Annotated in this window: 16 protein-coding genes; 12 read left to right on the top strand and 4 right to left on the bottom strand. The window is 58.6% G+C overall.

What is annotated here, in order from left to right; genetic code table 11:
- Positions 1-232 precede the first annotated feature (232 nt).
- Positions 233-979, top strand: coding sequence for a winged helix-turn-helix domain-containing protein (locus tag ACOSV0_RS36730; protein ID WP_434112977.1), 747 nt, complete (start codon positions 233-235; stop codon positions 977-979).
- Between the two features lie 54 nt (positions 980-1,033).
- On the opposite strand, the gene ACOSV0_RS36725 is transcribed toward ACOSV0_RS36730, so the two are convergent.
- Together ACOSV0_RS36725 and ACOSV0_RS36720 are read right to left on the bottom strand one after the other, a co-directional pair.
- Positions 1,034-1,792: an SDR family oxidoreductase gene (locus tag ACOSV0_RS36725; RefSeq protein ID WP_434112975.1), complete on the bottom strand. Its 759-nt coding sequence runs from the start codon at positions 1,790-1,792 to the stop codon at positions 1,034-1,036.
- Positions 1,793-1,971: 179 nt separating this feature from the next.
- Positions 1,972-2,934: a GlxA family transcriptional regulator gene (locus ACOSV0_RS36720; protein ID WP_434112973.1), complete on the bottom strand. Its 963-nt coding sequence runs from the start codon at positions 2,932-2,934 to the stop codon at positions 1,972-1,974.
- 240 nt (positions 2,935-3,174) lie between these two features.
- Between ACOSV0_RS36720 and ACOSV0_RS36715 the strand changes: the two genes are divergently transcribed.
- Together ACOSV0_RS36715 and ACOSV0_RS36710 are read left to right on the top strand one after the other, a co-directional pair.
- Positions 3,175-3,813, top strand: coding sequence for an HD domain-containing protein (locus ACOSV0_RS36715; protein WP_434112971.1), 639 nt, complete (start codon positions 3,175-3,177; stop codon positions 3,811-3,813).
- 262 nt (positions 3,814-4,075) lie between these two features.
- Complete coding sequence (locus tag ACOSV0_RS36710) at positions 4,076-4,369, top strand: hypothetical protein (RefSeq protein WP_434112970.1); 294 nt, start codon at positions 4,076-4,078, stop codon at positions 4,367-4,369.
- 53 nt (positions 4,370-4,422) lie between these two features.
- Here the strand turns inward: ACOSV0_RS36710 and ACOSV0_RS36705 are convergent, their stop codons facing one another.
- Positions 4,423-6,009 carry a Na+/H+ antiporter gene (locus tag ACOSV0_RS36705; RefSeq protein WP_434112969.1) on the bottom strand — a complete coding sequence of 529 codons (1,587 nt, stop codon included), beginning with the start codon at positions 6,007-6,009 and terminating at the stop codon, positions 4,423-4,425.
- A gap of 484 nt (positions 6,010-6,493) precedes the next feature.
- Between ACOSV0_RS36705 and ACOSV0_RS36700 the strand changes: the two genes are divergently transcribed.
- From ACOSV0_RS36700 to ACOSV0_RS36675, 6 genes are all read left to right on the top strand, one after another.
- The gene (locus ACOSV0_RS36700; RefSeq protein WP_434112967.1) at positions 6,494-7,009 is read left to right on the top strand and encodes a hypothetical protein; all 516 of its coding nucleotides are present in this window, start codon (positions 6,494-6,496) and stop codon (positions 7,007-7,009) included.
- A 744-nt stretch (positions 7,010-7,753) separates the two neighbouring features.
- Complete coding sequence (locus ACOSV0_RS36695; RefSeq protein ID WP_434112965.1) at positions 7,754-10,519, top strand: type VI secretion system Vgr family protein; 2,766 nt, start codon at positions 7,754-7,756, stop codon at positions 10,517-10,519.
- A 40-nt stretch (positions 10,520-10,559) separates the two neighbouring features.
- Complete coding sequence (locus ACOSV0_RS36690) at positions 10,560-11,963, top strand: N-acetylmuramidase family protein (RefSeq protein WP_434112963.1); 1,404 nt, start codon at positions 10,560-10,562, stop codon at positions 11,961-11,963.
- A complete protein-coding gene (locus ACOSV0_RS36685; protein WP_434112961.1) occupies positions 11,947-12,639 on the top strand; it encodes a hypothetical protein in 693 nt (230 codons plus the stop codon). Before ACOSV0_RS36690 ends, ACOSV0_RS36685 begins: the two co-directional genes overlap by 17 nt.
- A gap of 14 nt (positions 12,640-12,653) precedes the next feature.
- Positions 12,654-12,905 carry a PAAR domain-containing protein gene (locus tag ACOSV0_RS36680; protein WP_434112959.1) on the top strand — a complete coding sequence of 84 codons (252 nt, stop codon included), beginning with the start codon at positions 12,654-12,656 and terminating at the stop codon, positions 12,903-12,905.
- Complete coding sequence (locus tag ACOSV0_RS36675) at positions 12,905-13,558, top strand: hypothetical protein (RefSeq protein ID WP_434112958.1); 654 nt, start codon at positions 12,905-12,907, stop codon at positions 13,556-13,558. Before ACOSV0_RS36680 ends, ACOSV0_RS36675 begins: the two co-directional genes overlap by 1 nt.
- Before the next feature lie 239 nt (positions 13,559-13,797).
- Here ACOSV0_RS36675 and ACOSV0_RS36670 read toward each other — a convergent pair whose 3' ends face one another.
- Positions 13,798-14,523, bottom strand: a complete 726-nt coding sequence (locus ACOSV0_RS36670; RefSeq protein WP_434112956.1) for a GntR family transcriptional regulator — start codon at positions 14,521-14,523, stop codon at positions 13,798-13,800.
- Positions 14,524-14,685: 162 nt separating this feature from the next.
- Here ACOSV0_RS36670 and ACOSV0_RS36665 point away from each other — a divergent pair, with 162 nt between their 5' ends.
- The 3 genes from ACOSV0_RS36665 (at position 14,686) to ACOSV0_RS36655 (ending at position 18,352) form a co-directional block, all read left to right on the top strand.
- Positions 14,686-15,906, top strand: a complete 1,221-nt coding sequence (locus ACOSV0_RS36665; RefSeq protein ID WP_434112955.1) for a pyridoxal-phosphate-dependent aminotransferase family protein — start codon at positions 14,686-14,688, stop codon at positions 15,904-15,906.
- Positions 15,907-16,219: 313 nt separating this feature from the next.
- Positions 16,220-17,506: an MFS transporter gene (locus ACOSV0_RS36660; protein WP_434112953.1), complete on the top strand. Its 1,287-nt coding sequence runs from the start codon at positions 16,220-16,222 to the stop codon at positions 17,504-17,506.
- Between the two features lie 96 nt (positions 17,507-17,602).
- The gene (locus ACOSV0_RS36655) at positions 17,603-18,352 is read left to right on the top strand and encodes a 2-keto-4-pentenoate hydratase (protein ID WP_434112951.1); all 750 of its coding nucleotides are present in this window, start codon (positions 17,603-17,605) and stop codon (positions 18,350-18,352) included.

The following is an 18,352-nucleotide window of genomic DNA, read 5'->3' as shown; positions in this document are numbered from 1 at the left end:
ACTTTTCGGGAGCTGATCCGCGCAACGCGCCGTGACGTCACGAGCCGTCCCATATCACGTTCTGTGTTGAAAGAGTTGGGAAGAAATTGCCAACCTTGGGGGCTGTTCCCCGTTTTGAGAACACCTGCATACAGGGAAGATGGCGACGCGGACGACAAGCGGTCAGCGGATTAGCTATTCCCGCAAGCCATCGCCTGTCTCTGAAAACCGATCGTCTCCTGGAATCAGTTGGATGAGTCAGCACATTCTCTTTGTGGGCGCCGACGCCGGCTTAACGGCCGTTGTGGGCGAATCTTTACGCGGGCAGGGCTGCGGTGTATCCGCACGTCCGCATTGCGCCGGACTGAAGCACGTGGTCGAGACGGAACGGCCGGCGTTGCTGGTGCTCGACATCTCAGCGCCACACGGCGACGGCCTTGCGATATTGCGCGACTTGCGCATGAGCGGCAATGACGTACCGGTGATTTTGCTGTCGGCGAGCAACAAGGCGATCGATCGTGTGATTGGTCTCGAGCTCGGCGCCGACGATTTCATGAGCAAGCCCGCCGATCCAGCCGAACTGCTCGCCCGCATTCGCGTGTTGCTGCGCCGGCGCGGTGCGCTTGCGCCAGGCGCGCCGGAAACGCGGCCGCCGTATCGCTTCGGGCGTTGCGAGCTGAACTTCTCAGCGCGCGAATTGCGCCGCGATAACGAGCACTTCGCGCTGCGCAGTTCCGAGTTCGCGTTGCTGAAAATCTTCGTCAATCACGCAATGACCGTGCTCACGCGTGTGCAACTCAACGAGCAATTACGCGGCAATAGCGTGCTGCATCAAGGGCGCAGCCTCGACGTTTCGATCTGGCGGCTGCGACGTCTGATCGAGATCGACCCTTCCGAGCCACGTTACGTTCAGACGGTGTGGGGACGCGGCTATGTGTTCGTGCCGCACGGCGAGATTGGGGCGGCCGAGCGCGGCGCAATGGTCGCGTCCGGCGTGTGAGTCTCGGCGGATCAGCCGAAAGGTGAGGTTTTACGGGAGCAGGGCGCCCGCGAGTCAGGCCTGTTTTGCGATCTCGCGAATATCGGCTACCGGCGTTTGCCCGAATGCATCGCTGAACGCGTAATCGAGCAACTGGGTCGCGCATTGTTCGGGCGTCGACAGCTGGCCGTTGCGTTTGAGGTCTTCGAATTTTTCGCGCATTGGGAACTGCTCGGTGCCGCTGCCGCGAATTTCCGCCTGCATATTCGTATCGATGACGCCAGGCGCCAGGCTGCAAATACGCAGCGCGCGATTCGCGTCGAGGGCAACGGCGCGTGCGTGATGATCGAGCGCGGCCTTGGTCGCGCAGTAGATGCTCCAGCCGGGATACGCGTTGCGCGCCGCGCCGCTCGAGATATGCACGATGCGCCGGTCGGTCGCGTCGACGCTGGCTGCGGCGAGTGCGCTTGCCAGCATCAGCGGCGTGGCCACGTTCAGACTGACGGCGGTCGCGATGTCCGTGGCGTTCTGGCCTTCGATCGGTCCGATTGGCTGAACCATGCCCGCGTTGTTGATCAGCAGTACGCTTTGCGCGCCGCTGACGAAGCGGCGCAGTGCATCGGTTGCGACCCATTGGGCGACGCGCGAGGGATCGGCAAGTTCGAGCTCGATTTCTTCGAGCAGCGCCGGGAAGCGCGCTTTAAGCGTGGCGTGACGCGAGCGGGACAAACCCAGTACCGCGACGCCGCGCGCCAGCAGTTGTTCAGCAAGAGATGCGCCGAGGCCGCGAGTGTGGCCGGTCACGATCGCGCGGATCGGAGAAGAAGTGGACATGTCGTTCCTTGTGATCGTTGCGTGAGAAGACCGTCATTTTCTCACGCTATATTCGATGCTTGCAGCGGTGCGGTGCTTCAGGCTGCGTTTCGGCGGTGTTCTGGCTGCGCTCATGCTGCGTGCTTATCCTGTTGCCGCTGTCTTCCTATCCTCTTCTTCGTGTCGCCTTCATGCGGCCGTCAGGTAGAGCGAAAGCGCTCGCGATATTGCATCGGCGTGACGCCGATCCGTTTCGTGAAGACAATGCGCATCCGGTCGGCCGTGCCGAAACCGCAGTCGTAGGCAATCGTCTTAAGCGCCGCGCCGCTGCTCTCCAGCAACTTGCGCGCCGCATCCACGCGTGCACGTTCGACGAATTCGTGCGGCGTCACCCTGGTTTCCTGCACGAACACGCGAGCGAAATTCCGGGCGCTCATTCCCGCGACATCCGCCAGCTGTTTGACTGTGAAGCTTTCGCGAATCCGCTCCATCACGTGTGCCTGCACTTTGGCGACCGGCGAAGTTTCGTCGGCCGATGCGGTCAGGTAGGGGCTGAACTGCGATTGGCCGCCTTGCCGCTGTGCAAAGACCACTAATCGCTTGGCCACCGCAAGCGCCGTTTGCGGCCCATGATCTTCGGCGACCAGCGCAAGCGACAGATCGATACCCGCCGTCACGCCCGCGGACGTAACCAGGTTGCCGTCGCGCAGATAGATCCGGTCGAAATCGACACGTGCTTGCGGAAATTGCTCGGCGAGTTGCGCCGCGTGCTGCCAGTGCGTGGTGACATTGCGCGCATCGAGCAGCCCGGCATGGCCGAGCGCGAACGCGCCGGTGCAGATCGAGCCATAACGTTCGCATTGCGTGGCGACTTGCGACAACCATTCCAGCAAACGTGGGTCGGGCGCGGCATCGTTGGGCAGTGCGGGGCCGCCCGCCATCAGCGCAAGGTCGAACGGGCGGCGCGCTTTTTCGAAAGTGGTGTCGGCGGTCAGCGTCATGCCGTTGGACGCACGCAGCGACCCCGGTTCCGCGCTGAGCAGCGTGACCTCATAGCGATCCTGCGGCGTGATGAACCGATTGGCTTCGGAGAACACATCGACCGGACCGGCGACGTCGAGCGCCTGCACACCAGGAAAAATCGCGATCGCGACGGTAGGCATCGAATGATTTCCTTTGACGATGGATGGAATCCGCAGGCCGCGGCAGTCAACGTAGTGCGTTTGGCAGTGTTCGACGGTGCACGGCGATTGCCCGGGACAGTGCGCTGACCAATACTGAACCTCATCGGATGCGTGGCCTGAAAGCTCGGAAAACGCATCGCGGACCAGCATACCAAACGCGCTATCGACTCACAAAGACCGCGCGTCCGGTTCATTCAAGTCTTTCACGGAGCACTTAACATGACCACGATTGCAGGCATCCAGATTCCCGACAGCATGATGGCGCGCGAAGCGACGCAACTCGTGCGCGATACCGAAACCGAACTGTTGTATCACCATTCGCGCCGGGTGTTCCTGTTCGGTTCTCTGGCCGGCGCACGCAAGCAACTCAAATACGATGCGGAACTGCTGTACATCGGCGCGATGTTTCACGACATGGGACTCGTTGCGCCGTATAGCAGCGAGCATGATCGATTCGAAGTGGATGGCGCGAACGCGGCGCGGGATTTTCTGCGGCGCCACGGCATCGGCGAAGACGATATCGAGCAGGTGTGGAATTCGATCGCGCTGCATACGACGCCTGGCATTCCGCAGTATATGAAGCCGGTGGTCGCTCTGGTCACGGCGGGCGTCGAAATGGACGTGCTCGGCCTCGCTTACGATGAGTTCAGCGAACAGCAACGGCATGAGGTCACGCATGCGCATCCGCGCGGCGCGCATTTCAAGGAAGGCATCATCGATGCATTCGCACACGGCACGATTCATAAACCGGAGACGACGTTCGGCAATGTAAAAGCGGACGTGCTGGCGCTGAAAGACCCGCATTACCATCGTGAGAATTTTTGCACGATGATTCTGGGCTCGGCGTGGCGGGATTAGTCGGCGCGTCGCGGCGAAAGTGACAGCCGCATAGAAGAAAAATCACCGGCAAAAATCTTATCCAAGGTGTCATTTCCAGTAATTGCTAGCGACTAAACCCCTGAAACACCTGGACGATCGTGCATGGCGGCCCGCCCCAGGTGTTGCATCCTCGGACCTGGTATATGCAATGGATCGACCGCTGCAAGCCAGTCTGAGTACCTGAACGTCGCTTATGTAGCTCTTCCTGAAACCGGGCTACTCACGTAAGACTGGAGATGACATGAAATCGATCCGAGCCGTACTGATGTGCGGACTGCTGCCGCTCGCGCTTGCGGCGGGTTCCGTACAAGCACAGGGAATAGGGCGTGCGGGCACCTATCTGATGCCGCCCGAGTACAGCATGATGATGGACAAGCTGACACCTGAACAGCGTACGCAGGCCATCGCCATCCAGCAAAAAATGATGCAGATGGACATGGAGTATCAGGACACGATGGCGCAGATGGAGATGAAGCACGCGCACGAAATGATGCAAATGCAAAATCAACTGCTTGATATTTTCAAAGGCCACTGAATCTCGCCGTGGTTCGACCGGTCGCGTCTCGACTAGCATCAGACGCGACCGGGTCATCCCCTCCCATGTAACGCGGCGATTTCCTGCAAATCGAGATCCCGCTCCAGCTCGGTCAGCAGTTCATCATGAATCAAGCCTGACCGGTGCATTCGCAACAACTCGCTGCGACCGGCCGCTATGGCGGCGAGCACAACGTCGTAATGCGCGGTGCGAACATCGGTGGGATATTCCGTCAGGTCCTGGTAGGTTTCGGTCATCCGCGCCCGATAGCTGTATTGCTCCAGCAGGCGCGGATGGATCACCTGGCCCTGTGCGTCGTGCACGAGCGGTTGGATCGCGGCGAACTGCGCCGCTTCGACCCTCGCCCACGCCTGAGGCTCAGTCAGATGCCGCTCGTTATGCTCCTTCACGCTATCTAGTTTGACCCAGCGAATCAACGCGCCAATCGTGGTTCCCTGGCCGAGCACGGTCACGAGAATTACCGCGAACGACGCGACCAGAATCAGATCGCGCCCCGGCATCGCCTCGGGTAACGAGAGCGCGATCGCCAGCGTCACCACGCCACGCATGCCGGCCCAGCTCGTCACCGTCGACGAGCGCCAGTCGAGCGCAACGTTTGTGCGCCGCATGACCTTGCACACCAGTCCCTTCAACCATTCGACGGCGAACACCCACACGAAGCGCGACAGCACGACGACTGCGATCACTGCGCCGACGGCGGGTGCAAACGCGTTCAGCGTGTCGCCGACGCCGCCCAGCCGCACGATCACGCCGCGCAGCGACAGGCCGATCAGAATGAACACCAGCGCTTCCATCAGGAAGATCAGGACCTGCCAGAAAGCCGTGCCACGCATGCGCACCGCGGCTGAGAAGACTTCATGCTGATGCCAGCCGAGCACCATCCCGCAACTGACAGTCGCGATGACGCCCGAGACGTCCAGCACATCACCTGCGATGTAGCTGATCCACGGGGAGAGTGCGGATGCGGTGATGATGAGATAGGTGTTGTCGAGGCTGCGCAGCAGTTTGACGACCACGAAACCAATCGCGATGCCCACTGCCACACCGCCCAGGCCGAGCATCGCAAACTGCCCGAGCGCGTGTTGAGCGCTGAACGTGCCGGTCAGCGCGGCGGCGACGGCGAAGCGAACCAGGACGATGCCGGCGGCGTCGTTAAGCAGGCTTTCGCCTTCGAGGAGCACCATCAACCGACGCGGCAGCGCGACGCGTTCGAGCACGGCTTTTGCTGCGATGGCGTCAGGCGGCGAGACGATCGCGCCCAGCGCGAAGCACGCGCTCCACGGTAAGGCCGGCACGACGCAATGGACGACCACGCCGACCGCAAAGGTGGTAAAGGCCACGGCGCCGATCGCGAGCAGCAGTATGCCGCCGATGTTGCGCTTGAATTCGTCCCACACGGAGAAGTACGCGCCGTCCATCAGGAGTGGCGGCAGGAAGACGATCAGGACCAGTTCGGGATCGAGATTGACGGGCGGCAGTCCAGGCACGAAGGCCATCGCTGCTCCGCCTACCAGGAGCGCTGCGGCCGGTGGGAGTTGCAGCCGCTTGGCGAGCAGTTGGAGACCTATCATCGCGGCGAGCGATAGCAGGACAAGTTTGAAGGCCATGACGGAGGACATGCTGGAGCCTCGATGGGTGGCAAAGAGTGGAGGGTTTCCTTTTATCACACGAAGGTGTTTCTGCCTGCGGCTGAGCGGGTGGGGGATACCCGCTTCCTGTTATCGCTGACTGCAAGCGGTGATGCCTGATAGGTGCCTGTGTGATCTCCTACAGGTTGTTGTGAATGCCGCTGAAAGCATCTCTTGTGCGAATCCAAGGTATTCGTAATTTTAAGAGTTGTCGGATAGCCGGTGTGGAAAGCTCCTTATAGGGTGCTTGGGCTGCAAACAAGTACAACCAATAAGGATGACTATGAAAAACAAGGGAGTTACTGGGAGTTCAGCGAGCGTGGCGGCTCGTCTGCTGGGTGCATTCATGCTGCTTCCGGTCACCGGGTGCAAGGGGTAGAAAGCCGTCCGACCTAGTTACACGTTACTTTGGATATCGAAGCCGGCACTTGCATAAGGAATCAGACTTGCATCTGCGCGGTAAGCTTAAAAAATCATGGATATGATTGACTTTATACACAAGCAGCGCGAATTCATGCCGCTTTGGGAGCGTGCGACCGAGGGTGTCCGGATGCTTCGCGACAGGCCGTCAACGGAGCTGCTTTATTTCGACACTATCGATCTTCAGACTCAAAAGTTCTTCGAACTTGTTCAAGAACTGCTCTCCCTTAAGGGTACGACTGATTTCGCCACTCTGGTCTTGAAGCCTGACCCATTCGACTATTTTAATTTCCATTTTGGCAAATATCCGGGCTTCCTACATCGGGCAGAAAATACAGATGACGAATTCTTTGAATTTCTGTTGGAGGACCCAGGCGGCAGTCTTGCCGATTCCTTGGGAACCAATTCTGAACACTATGTTGTGATGCCTGTGCCGGGTGAGTGGATCGCCTTTGGTGATCGGTCGTGGGGCACCGGGGTGCTGTACGGGCCGCCGGATATCATGGAATGCGCAAGAAGTTTCTACCCATTCTTCATCGTACCTCCGAAAGGCTTCCGGATTGAACCGTAGTCAATGACTTCAGGTTTTCTGACTAGATATAGCTGAAGCAGGTTTCCGTCTACTCGACGAACGCGCTATTCCCGTTCGCGAACCCGTTGGGACCAGTGTCATGGGCTGCAATCGGCGTAGTTGAATCACGCCGATTGTATTGCGGACGACGATGCAGCACGCACGAATTTATTTACATCAATAGCTTGGCGCAGTTGTGGGGCTGTTATCCACAGGCTTGCCAACAAATTCTGTGGAGAACTTTAGAGGATCGGGCCGGAGCGCATAGGCGAGGCAGTGAGTGATTTATGAGGAGCGTCAGGGACGCCAGAGATGGTTTGAGGTATTCCACGACGATGATCCTGCGCCACACCTCTCGCACTATCATCTGGGACGATGGCACTTCGTTATGCCACGCGTCTCTCTTTTTGGGAGCTGCGACGGCCGTCTCTTTTTTCAGTACTCCCGCCTGTTTTTAATTTTCTCGTTTTAGGACACGTCCTATTGAGCGAATGCTGTATCTCTCAGCATCCTTGTCGAACCGTGATCTGTCACGATTTGCAACAGGGAGACTCAACAATGAAAAACCAGAATACGGACGATATGTACCGTCCCGGCGACATCGCAGATCACTGCGTCAAAGTGATCCAGACCACGGTAGACGCTGCCCGTCTGGGTATCCAGACCACTCCTGAGGGACTTCCGGTCGGGTGCTCGAAGTGCGGTACCACGCCGATACGCGACTAGCCACGGAGTTTCATACTCATGTTCAAAGCAGTCCAGTCTCGCACGTTGGCCATATCCAGTTCGGCTCTACCGGTTTGGGGAGGCCAACCGATTCTTACCGCCCAGCGCCTGTCTGGTTTCGACAAACTCGGCAAGCTGTTCAAATACACGGTCGACGTGATGACCGTGGATGAACCGACACTTGGTCTGGGGCAAGCGAAAGAACTTGTTTCCGCAGGTAAATTAGTCGGCACGGTATTGGATATATCGATCGAGTTCGAAGGTAAAGGCACTTTCGTACCCGGAGCGCGAGGCGCGGCTGGTGACGTCAATGTAGGTGCAGACAGGCGTGCGATTATTGGGTTGATAACGAAGGTGCGCTGTACGGGCGCGGATGACCGGCGTGCGTACTACCGCTTTACAGTACGTCCGTGGTTGTGGCTTGCCACACTGAACTGCGAGAACCGGATTTTCCAGAACCAGAACGTCGCGGAAATTACGGATTCGGTCCTGAAGGAAAAACGCTACGGCTATCCGTTTGAGTTGCGACTGGCGGGACCAGCCTTCGACGGCGTGTACCCGAAGCGTGACTATGTCCGGCAGATGTGGGAGAGCGACTTTGAATTCCTTCGCAGGCTGTGGTGCGAATGGGGGCTGTACTTTTTCATGGAAGGTTCGACCCTGGTGCTGTGCGATTCGCCTGGGGCGCATAAACGTCACGGTGAAGCATACGAAACCATCCGCTATTACGCGCCGGACGGCAAACAGATTGACGAGGAGCATATTTTCAGGCTTGACGTCTCGCGCGAACTGACGGCAGGTGCAGTGAGCCTGATCGATTACGACTATACCCGGTCGCGTGCGAACCTAGGTGTGGTGGAGCGCGATGAGGGTGACGCGTCGTTGGCGAACGCCGAGCACTATGGCTGGGGTGACTATTCGCAGCCGCTGGCCGGAGCGTCGGGGCTTTCCGGCGAGCCCAACATCTATGCGCAGGAGGCTCGGGATCTAGCGCGGGTGCGCGTCGATGCGCTGCGCTGCCGCAGGCTGCGGGCCCGAGGCACGGGGAATCTGCGGGGGCTGACGACGGGTCGGACCTTCCACCTTGAGGGTTACCCATTGGAAAAGGCCAATACCGAGTACCTGGTGGCTTCGACCACGATTGACATCCGTAATGTCGATGAGACGAGCCGGCTATCTGGTAGCAAAGTGCAATACCAGTGCGTGACGAAATTTGTGCTGCAGCCGGCCAATACGTTTTTCAAGAACCGCCCAAAGACAAAGAAGCCGCGCTGTGGAGCGGAGACCGCGGTTGTCGTAGGACCACAGGACAGACCCATATGGGTCGACGGCTACGCACGCGTCAAGGTTCAGTTCGTATGGGATCGGAGAGGTAAGCGGGACCTGAGTTCCAGCTGCTGGGTGCGGGTTTCTTCACCCTGGCAGGGTAACGGATTCGGATTTGTGGCATTGCCGAGAGTTGGGCAGGAGGTCACCGTCAGTTACCACGAAGGCGACCCGGACAAGCCTTATATCTCCGGCCGGATGGTGAACCAGCTCAACCAGCCGCCATGGGATCTGCCTAAGAACGAGGCCCTCACGGGGCTCCTCAGCCGTGATCTGGACGGCGGCAAGTCCAATAGCTTGGTGGCTGACGATACACCGGGGAAACTTCAGGTACAGGTGACAAGCGATCATGCGCAGTCGCGGCTGGTGCTGGGATACAACACGCGCATCGTGAGTGGTGCTGGTCGCCAGGAAGCGCGCGGTGAGGGGGCTGAACTCGCCACGGATGCATGGGCGGTATTCCGCGCAAACCGGGGCATGCTGGTCACGACCGAGACGCGCGCAGGTGCAGCACAGCCCGTGAAGGACATGGGCGAGACGGTGCAGCGGCTCACGCAGGCGGGCGACCAGCACGAAGCGCTGGCGCGGCTCGCCCAGCAGCACAAGGCGCAAGGGGCGGAGGCAAGCCAGCAGGACGCAACGCAAACTATCAGGATGCAGAACGATGCAGTCAGGGGCGGTGCGAAAACTACCGACAACCCGTCGCCGGAAATGACACGGCCGGATGTAGTGCTCGCGAGCGCGGCGGGCATCGCAACGACTGCGACCAACAGCACGCACATGGCGAGTGTGGACGATCACGCAATCACGGCGGGCCGCGACTACAGCGTGTCGGCGGGGCGTTCGTGTCACGTGTCGGTGCGCGGCGCGATATCGCTGTTTGCGTACCGGCAGGGGATGACGTTCATGGCGGCGAAGGGCCGTGTGGACATCCAGGCGCAGAGCGATCAGATGGCGCTGGCCGCACTGAAAGACCTCACCATCAGCAGCACGGACGGCCGGGTGGTGATTACTGCGGCAAGGGAAGTTTGGATCGGCGCTGGCGGTTCATATATCCAGATCAACGGCAGCGGGATCGTCAACGGCTCGCCGGGACCGATTCTGGAAAAGACGCCGTCGTGGGACGTGCCTGCTGCGTCGTCCCAACGAGTTCCTTTGCCCGTGATGCCGGTTACGCCATTGGCACAGAACCCGGAAGAGTTGTACGCACAGACATTTGACGTCAGCACAGTCGTCGCTAACCAGGGGGATGGGTTGGCGCTTTTTAACCAGCCATATCGGATCTGTCTCCCGGATGGCACGCTCAAGCAGCAGGGCATGTTGAGCGATGGTGCGACGTTGATTGTCAACACGTTGGAGCCAGTGAAGGCGAGGTGCGAAATCGGAGCCGGAGTTTGGGGGGTGATCGAAGACGCTTACGACCAACATCAGCTTGATGACGATTCCGAGCAAGTTTGATATCGACCATCCCTCTAAAGTGACTCGTCAAGGTTAATAGATGCCACGTCCGCTTCACACAACCCGTCAGGCGCGTTCCAAAGCTCCGCCAGCTCCTTATGTGGAAGTAACAGTCGTATTCAGGGATGTCCTGCAAAAGCCTATTGAAGGGCTATCGGTGCAGGTCAAGGCTGGCACGGGTGCGCCGCCAGCACCCGAGTGGAAGCTTGGAGAGGATAGCGACGATCCCGCAAACACGGCGCGCTCTTCGGCACCCGGGGCAGCGTCGACTCCCAGTGCGCTGTCGCAAATGGTCGACAACAAGGCAGAAGCCACGACGGACGCGAATGGATACGCCGTAACTATCCGGAACGCCGTACGTAACCAGCCGATTGATATTCTGGTAAAGAACCAGCGCGGAGAATACAAGTGGAAGGCGACTGTGACGCCGAGCAAGGACATCAGTGCATTTACGATTGTCAGTCCCGAATATCACCTTGAAGCGACGACGAAACTGACGCCGAAGGAAGAGCTGGAACAGAACGTCGATCTACCCGTCGTGCGCGACGGCGAGATTATGACCATAGAGCGTCTCGTGAACGAGTTCGGACCTTATATCGGTTGGTCACAGAAGGTCACCGAGCAGGGCAAGGTCAAAAAAGATACACCGACGCGCAAGAAGGAAGTGACGGAAGATGAACAAACCCATAAGAAGAAGACAAAAATCACTATCGAACACCAATACAAGGTGGTTGATGATGGGAAACCACGTACGGTTGTCTTGAATGTGCTTGGTTCCCGTCTGAATTACCCGTCGCCCAGTACATTTTCTGAGGAACAGTACAAGGCCATGGCAATGCAACTGAATGTTGAGGTTGCTGCTATCAAGGCAATTGTTATGCAAGAATGTTCTGGAATTCCATTTGAAATAAATGGGCTGCCAAAAATTAGGTATGAGCGCCATCGTTTTTATAAGTTGCTGCAATTAAGGTATGAAAGCCAGGCGGCAGCGGCAGTGCAGGCGGCCCATAAGAAGGGAGTGAAGAAGAAAATTGAGCCATTTAAAAATCCCTACCCGCAGTTTCCTGATCTGTGTTTCTTGACATCTGGGGGTTATGGTCCAGAGGGCTTGCACCAATATGAAAAGCTTGCGCAGGCGGCAGAGCTTGATTTTGATTTGGCTATACAAGCTTGTTCTTGGGGAGGGTTCCAGATCCTCGCCCACGAGTATGCAGCTTGCGGATGTGTGACGTCATTCGAATTTGCAAACAAATTCATGTCCGGATCGAACGGACAGATGAATATCTTTGCTCTCTTTATGAAGAACGTGAAGCCTCACGGTATCGAGGCTCTCCGATCCCACGATTGGAAGGGAGTAGCTTCAGCATATAACGGCGGTAACTGGGAAGATAATAATCCTGACTACGCTAAAAATCTGAGAAATTTTTATGAAAAATTTAAATAAGGTTGTCGCGTTGGTCTTGTGTTTGTTTTTCGCGCAATTTGCATGGGGTTCGGAGGGAATTATTTTTGATAATCAGGCGCTTGTCGTAGTAAATGCTAATGGTGTGCTAACGGGGTACTATGATGCTGAGGATGATAAGAGGTCGTGCTCTTTTCTGTTTGTGCAAGTCGGAAATGAAGTTAAACAGCATGCACAATCTCCCTATTCGGAAGTAAGAATACTTACCTTTGTTTCAAGGGTAAGTGATTTTACGTTTGCCGGTCGTGATAGGTCATTCGATATCGACGGGGTTTTGTATAAAAGGGATGCGACGTGGCTCATTCGCACTGACGTAGGGCAGGCGGGGTGCGAGAACGCACTGGGTGCGTTTGTGTCTTATCCGCGCGATAAGGTCGGGGGGGAGATATTTGCCGTGCAGAAGAGAATCCCTGCAACAGGTATTCGTCTTGCCAATCGCAAGTCTTTTTTCTACGACCTTCGGGCCGGCGAATTTGTTGCGAGAAAAGGGTATCTGAGCAAGCGGGACGGAGTCATCGTGCTTCAGACTCGCGATCAGTTCTCCTATGTACGCTTCGCAGACCCGCGGGTGAATGTCGCGAATCCAGGCCGAGTCACAACCGGCTGGGTCCGCACTGCTGATCTTGTAAACCCGTTCCCGCCACCCAACACGCACTAGCCAAGGAGCAATCCATGATCGACCTCATCCGTCTGGGTGACACCACGGACCATGGCGGCGAAGTCATCACCGCTTCCGAAGCCATGCGTTACGGCGGGCGGCGCGTGGCCCGCAAGGGCGACCTCGTAAGGTGCCAAAAGCATCCCGATGTGCAACCCAACGTGATCCTCGAAGGCGATAGCAAGATCACGGATCACGGTGTGCCTGTCGCGCGGAAGAGCCATCAGGCTGCCTGCGGTTGTCACTTGATTTCGAGTCTTCTTTAATGTGGGGAATGATGCAGCCCGATCCCGTTTCGCGTTCCTGCTTCACGTGTCCTGAAGTCTATGTGCTAGTCAACGAGAAAGCTGTGGCAGAGCCAAGACTTTTTCACTGGCTGATCACAGACGAGTTCGGCGACGAGAATGCGGTCCGCTGCTTCCTGTCGTACGCCGATGCGGCACTTGCTGCCGGTATCGCGCGTGCAACCCAAGGTCTGGTGGTTGCTCCTGCGAAGGCGGCGCAATTTGGTATCGAAGCCTTCCGCGTGGGTGACGAATACTTCGCTTCGCTGCATATGGGCTGGGGTGCACACCAGGGCCGGTTGCTCGTCAGCGAGGATGGAGTGTTTGTGACCTTTGGCATGCCGCTGCGCCAGCCTGTCAGCAGCCCTGCACCGAGCTTCGAGGTCGATGATCGGGCACTTGCAATGGTAGGTGGGCTATACGAGAGTGCAGGGATGTTCGCGTGGCGTGAGATGTTCACGAAGATGGAGTGGAATGGAGCAGGGATTCGACATGCTCTGAGCGGGATTGAAATCGAGCAATGGGGCGTGGTGAAGCAGGACCAGTATGCATTCTTCAATTCCGAGTCCGGTGAGTGGCATTTCCTGCCGCTTGACGGTCCCGAGTACGAAACGCCGGAACTGCCCGCTAACTAAAAATTGCGCCATGTGATTTTCACGTCGCGTCGGGCAGCATCAGCCCGCATGTCTAACATGGAGGTCAGCTCTTCTGTTTGGGGACGCCAGCTCTTCTGCGCTGCAACGCTTGGGGAAACGCGGGGGACAGAATTTTTCCCGCGACGTCACCGTTCTTTGTGCCTACAAAGTAGAAAAACAGAAGCAACCCAACACCGCAAGCACACATCCCATCCCACCACCCAAAGCAAACCCCCCGCTCAAACCTTCAACACCGCCCCCGCCACCTCCTCCCTCGATTGCACCTGCAAAACCGCATCGCGCTTATCCAGCAGATGCTGTCGAAGAATCGCGCTCAGCTTCTTTCCATCGCGCGCCTCGAGCGCCTTCAACATTTCATCGTGATCATGAATCGCGCTATCCCACTTGGGGATCTGAAAATTCGACCGGAACCGCAACGCCTGCAGGCGTCGATTAACAGCGACATAAGTCTGCCGCAGCGCTGAATTCCTCGCGGCCTCATTGATCTTGTCGTGAATCGACTGATTGCGACTGTAGTACCCGGCCAGGTCATTCTGCGTCCGGCAAGCAAGCATCGCGTAGTGCAGCGCCTTGATCTCCGCAAGCTCGGCAGCCGTCATCCGCTCCGCCGCCAGTTCGCCAGAGAAAGCTTCAAGACCGCTCATCAATTCGAAGGTCTCGCGCAACTCCGCTTCGGACATCTTCGACACCGACGCGCCACGGTTCGGCGAAATCTCGATCAGCCCTTCGGCGGCCAATACCTTCAGCGCTTCCCGCAACGGCGTGCGCGAAATCCCGAGCGTCTCGCATAACTCGCGCTCGTTCAGTTTCTTGCCCGGCTCGAGCACCCCCTCGACGATAAAGCGGCGAATGTGCTCTACCACCGTGTCGTGCAAGCGCTGACGCTCAACCTTCGGCATCAGCGGAGTAGCGGCCACACCCGCATCGAAATCCGAATTTTGCATACAAAAGCCCTCAACATCACGTTAGTTCGGATTTTATCGGAAGCTCACAGATTAGTTAAGGGCGCGGGTAAACACCGGTCTCGACGAACAATTTTCGTCTTGGGGACGTCACAGTTCCTCTGATATAGTTTTTTGAATGCAAAATTCAATCGGAGGAGCCCAATGCTCAAGCTAGACTTTCACCCCGCTGGCCGTCACTTCCTGCAGATCCCGGGTCCGAGCCCGGTGCCCGATCGCATTCTCCGTGCGATGAGCTACCCGACCATCGACCACCGCGGCCCGGAGTTCGGCGAACTCGGTCTGAAGGTGCTCGAAGGCATCAAGAAAATCTTCAAGACGCAGCAACCGGTGGTGATCTATCCGGCCTCCGGCACCGGCGCATGGGAAGCGGCGCTGTCGAACACGCTGAGCCCCGGCGACAACGTGCTGATGTTCGAAACCGGCCACTTCGCGACGCTGTGGAAAAAGATGGCGGAAAGCCTTGGGCTGAAGCCGGAGTTTCTCGGCCTGCCTGGCATCGAGGGCTGGCGGTGCGGGGTTCAACCGCACATGATCGAGGAGCGCCTGCGCGCCGACACGCAGCACGCGATCAAGGCGGTATGCGTTGTGCACAACGAAACCTCCACGGGCGTGACTTCGGATATCGCCGCCGTGCGCCGCGCGATCGACGCCGCCGGCCACCCGGCGCTGCTGCTGGTCGACACGATCTCGGGCCTCGCCTGCGCTGACTATCGTCACGACGAATGGGGCGTCGACGTCACCGTGTCGGGCTCGCAAAAAGGGTTGATGCTGCCGCCGGGTATCAGCTTCAACGCAATCTCGCCGAAGGCGTTCGCCGCCAGCAAGCAGGCCAAACTGCCGCGCAGCTTCTGGGACTGGACCGACATCGTCGAGATGAACAAGACCGGCTACTGGCCGTACACGCCGAACACGAACCTGCTGTACGGGCTCAATGAGGCGCTTGAGATGATTCTCGGCGAAGGGCTCGACAACGTGTTCGCCCGTCACGAGCGTCTTGCCGAAGCCACCCGCCGTGCAGTTCGCGCGTGGGGTCTGGAAATCCAGTGCGCGGATCCCGCTGTGTATAGCCCGGTGCTGACCGGCGTGATGATGCCCGAGGGTATCGACGCCGACGCGGTGCGCAAGCTCATCTACGAACGCTTCGACATGTCGCTCGGCACCGGCCTCGGCAAGATGAAAGGCCGCATGTTCCGCATCGGCCACCTCGGCGACTGCAACGACCTGATGTTGCTGGCGACGCTCGCCGGTTGCGAAATGGGGCTGCGTCTTGCGGGCGTGCCGCTCAAGGAAAGTGGCTTGCCTGCCGCTATGGAGTGGTTGAGTCAACCGACGCAAGCCTCAGGGATGAAAGCGGCGGCCTGAGCGCTTCGGTGTGTGGCGCGTTAGCGCGTACCGGCAACCGCAACCGCCGACGCTATGACGTACACCGGTACCCCACACATCTGTACGTCAGCGCATCCACGCAACGACGCGCACCGAAGCGCAACGACGTGCAATGACGCGCAACAGCGCATCTCGCAGCAAGGGAAGGCGGGGAGCACTTCCCTCACGAAGCCGAGCATAGAACGCGGCTCATGAACAACATGCGATGGACCCACAGCGCATGCCGCTGACGGGCGACGACGCAGCACGCCATTCCAGGCGCGCCGTCGATAGACTGCAATGGAGAGAGACGATGAAGCGGTTTCGTGTGAGCAGTGCGACCAGTATCGTTCTAGTGATGCTATGCATCATGTACTTCATCACTTACCTCGACCGCGTCAATGTCAGTACCGCGGCCGCCGGATTCGGCAAGGAATTCGGACTCTCGCATACGGAAGTAGGGCTGGTGTTTTCCGCCTTCGCCTATCCGTATCTGATTTTTCAGATCATCGGCGGCTGGGTCAGCGATCGCTTCGGCGCGAAACGCACGCTGATCTTCTGCGGCGCGATCTGGGGCGCGGCGACGTTGCTGACCGGTCTCGCCGGTGGGCTGGTTTCGTTGCTGGCGGCGCGCGTGTTGCTCGGTTTCGGCGAAGGCGCCACGTTTCCCGCCGCCACATCCGCGATGGCGCGCTGGGTCGCGAAAGAAAAGCGCGGCTTCGCGCAGGGCATTACGCACGCGGCATCGCGTATCGGTAATGCGGTGGCGCCTGGTTTGATCGTGCTCGTGATGGCGACCTGGGGCTGGCGCGAATCGTTCTATATCTGCGGCGTGTTCAGCTTGCTGTGGGTAGCGGTGTGGGCGTTCACGTTCACCGAACATCCGAAAGATCACCCGCGCATCACAACCGAAGAACTCGAAGTCTTGCCCACGCCGAAGCCGAAAGTAGCCGGTGTGCCGTGGGGAAAACTGTTTCGCCGCATGTGGCCGGTCACGATCGTGTACTTCTGCTACGGCTGGACGTTGTGGCTGTTCCTCAGCTGGATTCCGCAGTACTTCCTGCACAGCTATCACCTGCAATTGCAGAAGTCGGCGATCTTCGCATCAGTCGTGTTCTTTGCCGGTGTGATCGGCGACACGCTCGGCGGAATCGTCACCGACTGGATCTTCACGCGTACCCGCAGCCTGAAGCGTGCGCGCAGCTGGATGGTGTCGGTATGCATGCTGTTCTGCCTGCTCTCGCTCATCCCGCTCATGTTCACGCATAGCCTGTATCTGTCGATGGCATGTCTCGCGTCAGGCTTCTTCTTCGCCGAAATGACGATCGGCCCGATGTGGGCGATCCCGATGGATATCGCGCCGGAATACTCGGGCACGGCCAGCGGCATGATGAATACCGGCTCGGCATTGGCGGCGATCATCTCGCCGGTGGTCGGCGGATTTCTGATCGACTACTTCGGCAGCTGGGAGTTGCCGTTCGTCGGCAGCATGCTGTTGATGGCGATCGGCGTGGTGCTCGCGTTCCGCATGCAGCCGGAGAGCAAGTTCGCGCTCAACGCAGCCGATGAAGCGCACGCCACGACCGGCGTGGGCGCGTAAACGGATTACATCGTCGCGGAATACAACGTCCGGAATGCGCTGTTTCCGGACACACCGTTTCGGAATGCACGGTTTCCTCTCTTCGCCTTTAAAGCAATGACAACATCACTGAGTCAGCGTCTCGCCGACGCGCGCCGCAATCATCTGACGCTCGAGGCGTTGCCGCCTGAGCAAACGCCCGCCGACAGCACCGCCGCCTACGCGATCCAGCACGAGATCCTGCGTATCCTGGAGGCGCCGCTCGGCGGCTGGAAGATCGGTGCGAAGTCTGAGAGCGGCCCGATCCAGGGCGCACCGTTGCCGGCAAACGATCTGCATGCCGACGGCGCACGCTTGCCGCGTCAAGCCTTCGCGCCGCTCGGCCTCGAACTGGAGATCGCATTCCGTTTCGGCCGTCGCTTCGAACCGTCGACCACGCCCTATAGCGAAGCCGACGTGCACGCTGGCATCGGCTCGATGGGTGCGACCATCGAAATCGTGGCGAGCCGTTATGCAGAGTGGCCCACGGTCGACAAGCTTGCACAACTCGCGGATTTGCAGAATCACGGTGCGCTGATCGTCGGCGAATTTACGCCGTATCGCGAGGATTTTCCGTTCGTGGCGCCATCCTTGCAATTCAGTTTCGAGGGGCAGGACGTGGTCAAGGCAACGCCCGCTAATCCGGCCGGCGATCCGCGGCGTCTGCTGACATGGCTCGTCAATCACGCCACGTCGCGTGGCATTGCGGTCACGCCGGAGATGGTCGTCACCACCGGCTCGTACACCGGAATGTTTTTTCCGCAGAGCGTGGGCACGGCGAGTGGGCGCATCGAAGGTCTCGCACCGATCAGTCTGACGCTGTACTAG

The organism is Paraburkholderia caffeinilytica, assembly GCF_051027425.1.
GTDB classification, from domain to species: Bacteria; Pseudomonadota; Gammaproteobacteria; order Burkholderiales; family Burkholderiaceae; genus Paraburkholderia; species Paraburkholderia caffeinilytica_A.
Note: the sequence above shows the minus strand (reverse complement) of the source record. Positions and strands in the feature narration are given on the sequence as shown.

Coding starts and splice junctions, on each gene's coding strand:
- ACOSV0_RS36730 (WP_434112977.1), top strand. CDS start 233: ATGAGTCAGCACATTCTCTTTGTGGGCGCCGACGCCGGCTTAACGGCC.
- ACOSV0_RS36725 (WP_434112975.1), bottom strand. CDS start 1,792: ATGTCCACTTCTTCTCCGATCCGCGCGATCGTGACCGGCCACACTCGC.
- ACOSV0_RS36720 (WP_434112973.1), bottom strand. CDS start 2,934: ATGCCTACCGTCGCGATCGCGATTTTTCCTGGTGTGCAGGCGCTCGAC.
- ACOSV0_RS36715 (WP_434112971.1), top strand. CDS start 3,175: ATGACCACGATTGCAGGCATCCAGATTCCCGACAGCATGATGGCGCGC.
- ACOSV0_RS36710 (WP_434112970.1), top strand. CDS start 4,076: ATGAAATCGATCCGAGCCGTACTGATGTGCGGACTGCTGCCGCTCGCG.
- ACOSV0_RS36705 (WP_434112969.1), bottom strand. CDS start 6,009: ATGTCCTCCGTCATGGCCTTCAAACTTGTCCTGCTATCGCTCGCCGCG.
- ACOSV0_RS36700 (WP_434112967.1), top strand. CDS start 6,494: ATGGATATGATTGACTTTATACACAAGCAGCGCGAATTCATGCCGCTT.
- ACOSV0_RS36695 (WP_434112965.1), top strand. CDS start 7,754: ATGTTCAAAGCAGTCCAGTCTCGCACGTTGGCCATATCCAGTTCGGCT.
- ACOSV0_RS36690 (WP_434112963.1), top strand. CDS start 10,560: ATGCCACGTCCGCTTCACACAACCCGTCAGGCGCGTTCCAAAGCTCCG.
- ACOSV0_RS36685 (WP_434112961.1), top strand. CDS start 11,947: ATGAAAAATTTAAATAAGGTTGTCGCGTTGGTCTTGTGTTTGTTTTTC.
- ACOSV0_RS36680 (WP_434112959.1), top strand. CDS start 12,654: ATGATCGACCTCATCCGTCTGGGTGACACCACGGACCATGGCGGCGAA.
- ACOSV0_RS36675 (WP_434112958.1), top strand. CDS start 12,905: ATGTGGGGAATGATGCAGCCCGATCCCGTTTCGCGTTCCTGCTTCACG.
- ACOSV0_RS36670 (WP_434112956.1), bottom strand. CDS start 14,523: ATGCAAAATTCGGATTTCGATGCGGGTGTGGCCGCTACTCCGCTGATG.
- ACOSV0_RS36665 (WP_434112955.1), top strand. CDS start 14,686: ATGCTCAAGCTAGACTTTCACCCCGCTGGCCGTCACTTCCTGCAGATC.
- ACOSV0_RS36660 (WP_434112953.1), top strand. CDS start 16,220: ATGAAGCGGTTTCGTGTGAGCAGTGCGACCAGTATCGTTCTAGTGATG.
- ACOSV0_RS36655 (WP_434112951.1), top strand. CDS start 17,603: ATGACAACATCACTGAGTCAGCGTCTCGCCGACGCGCGCCGCAATCAT.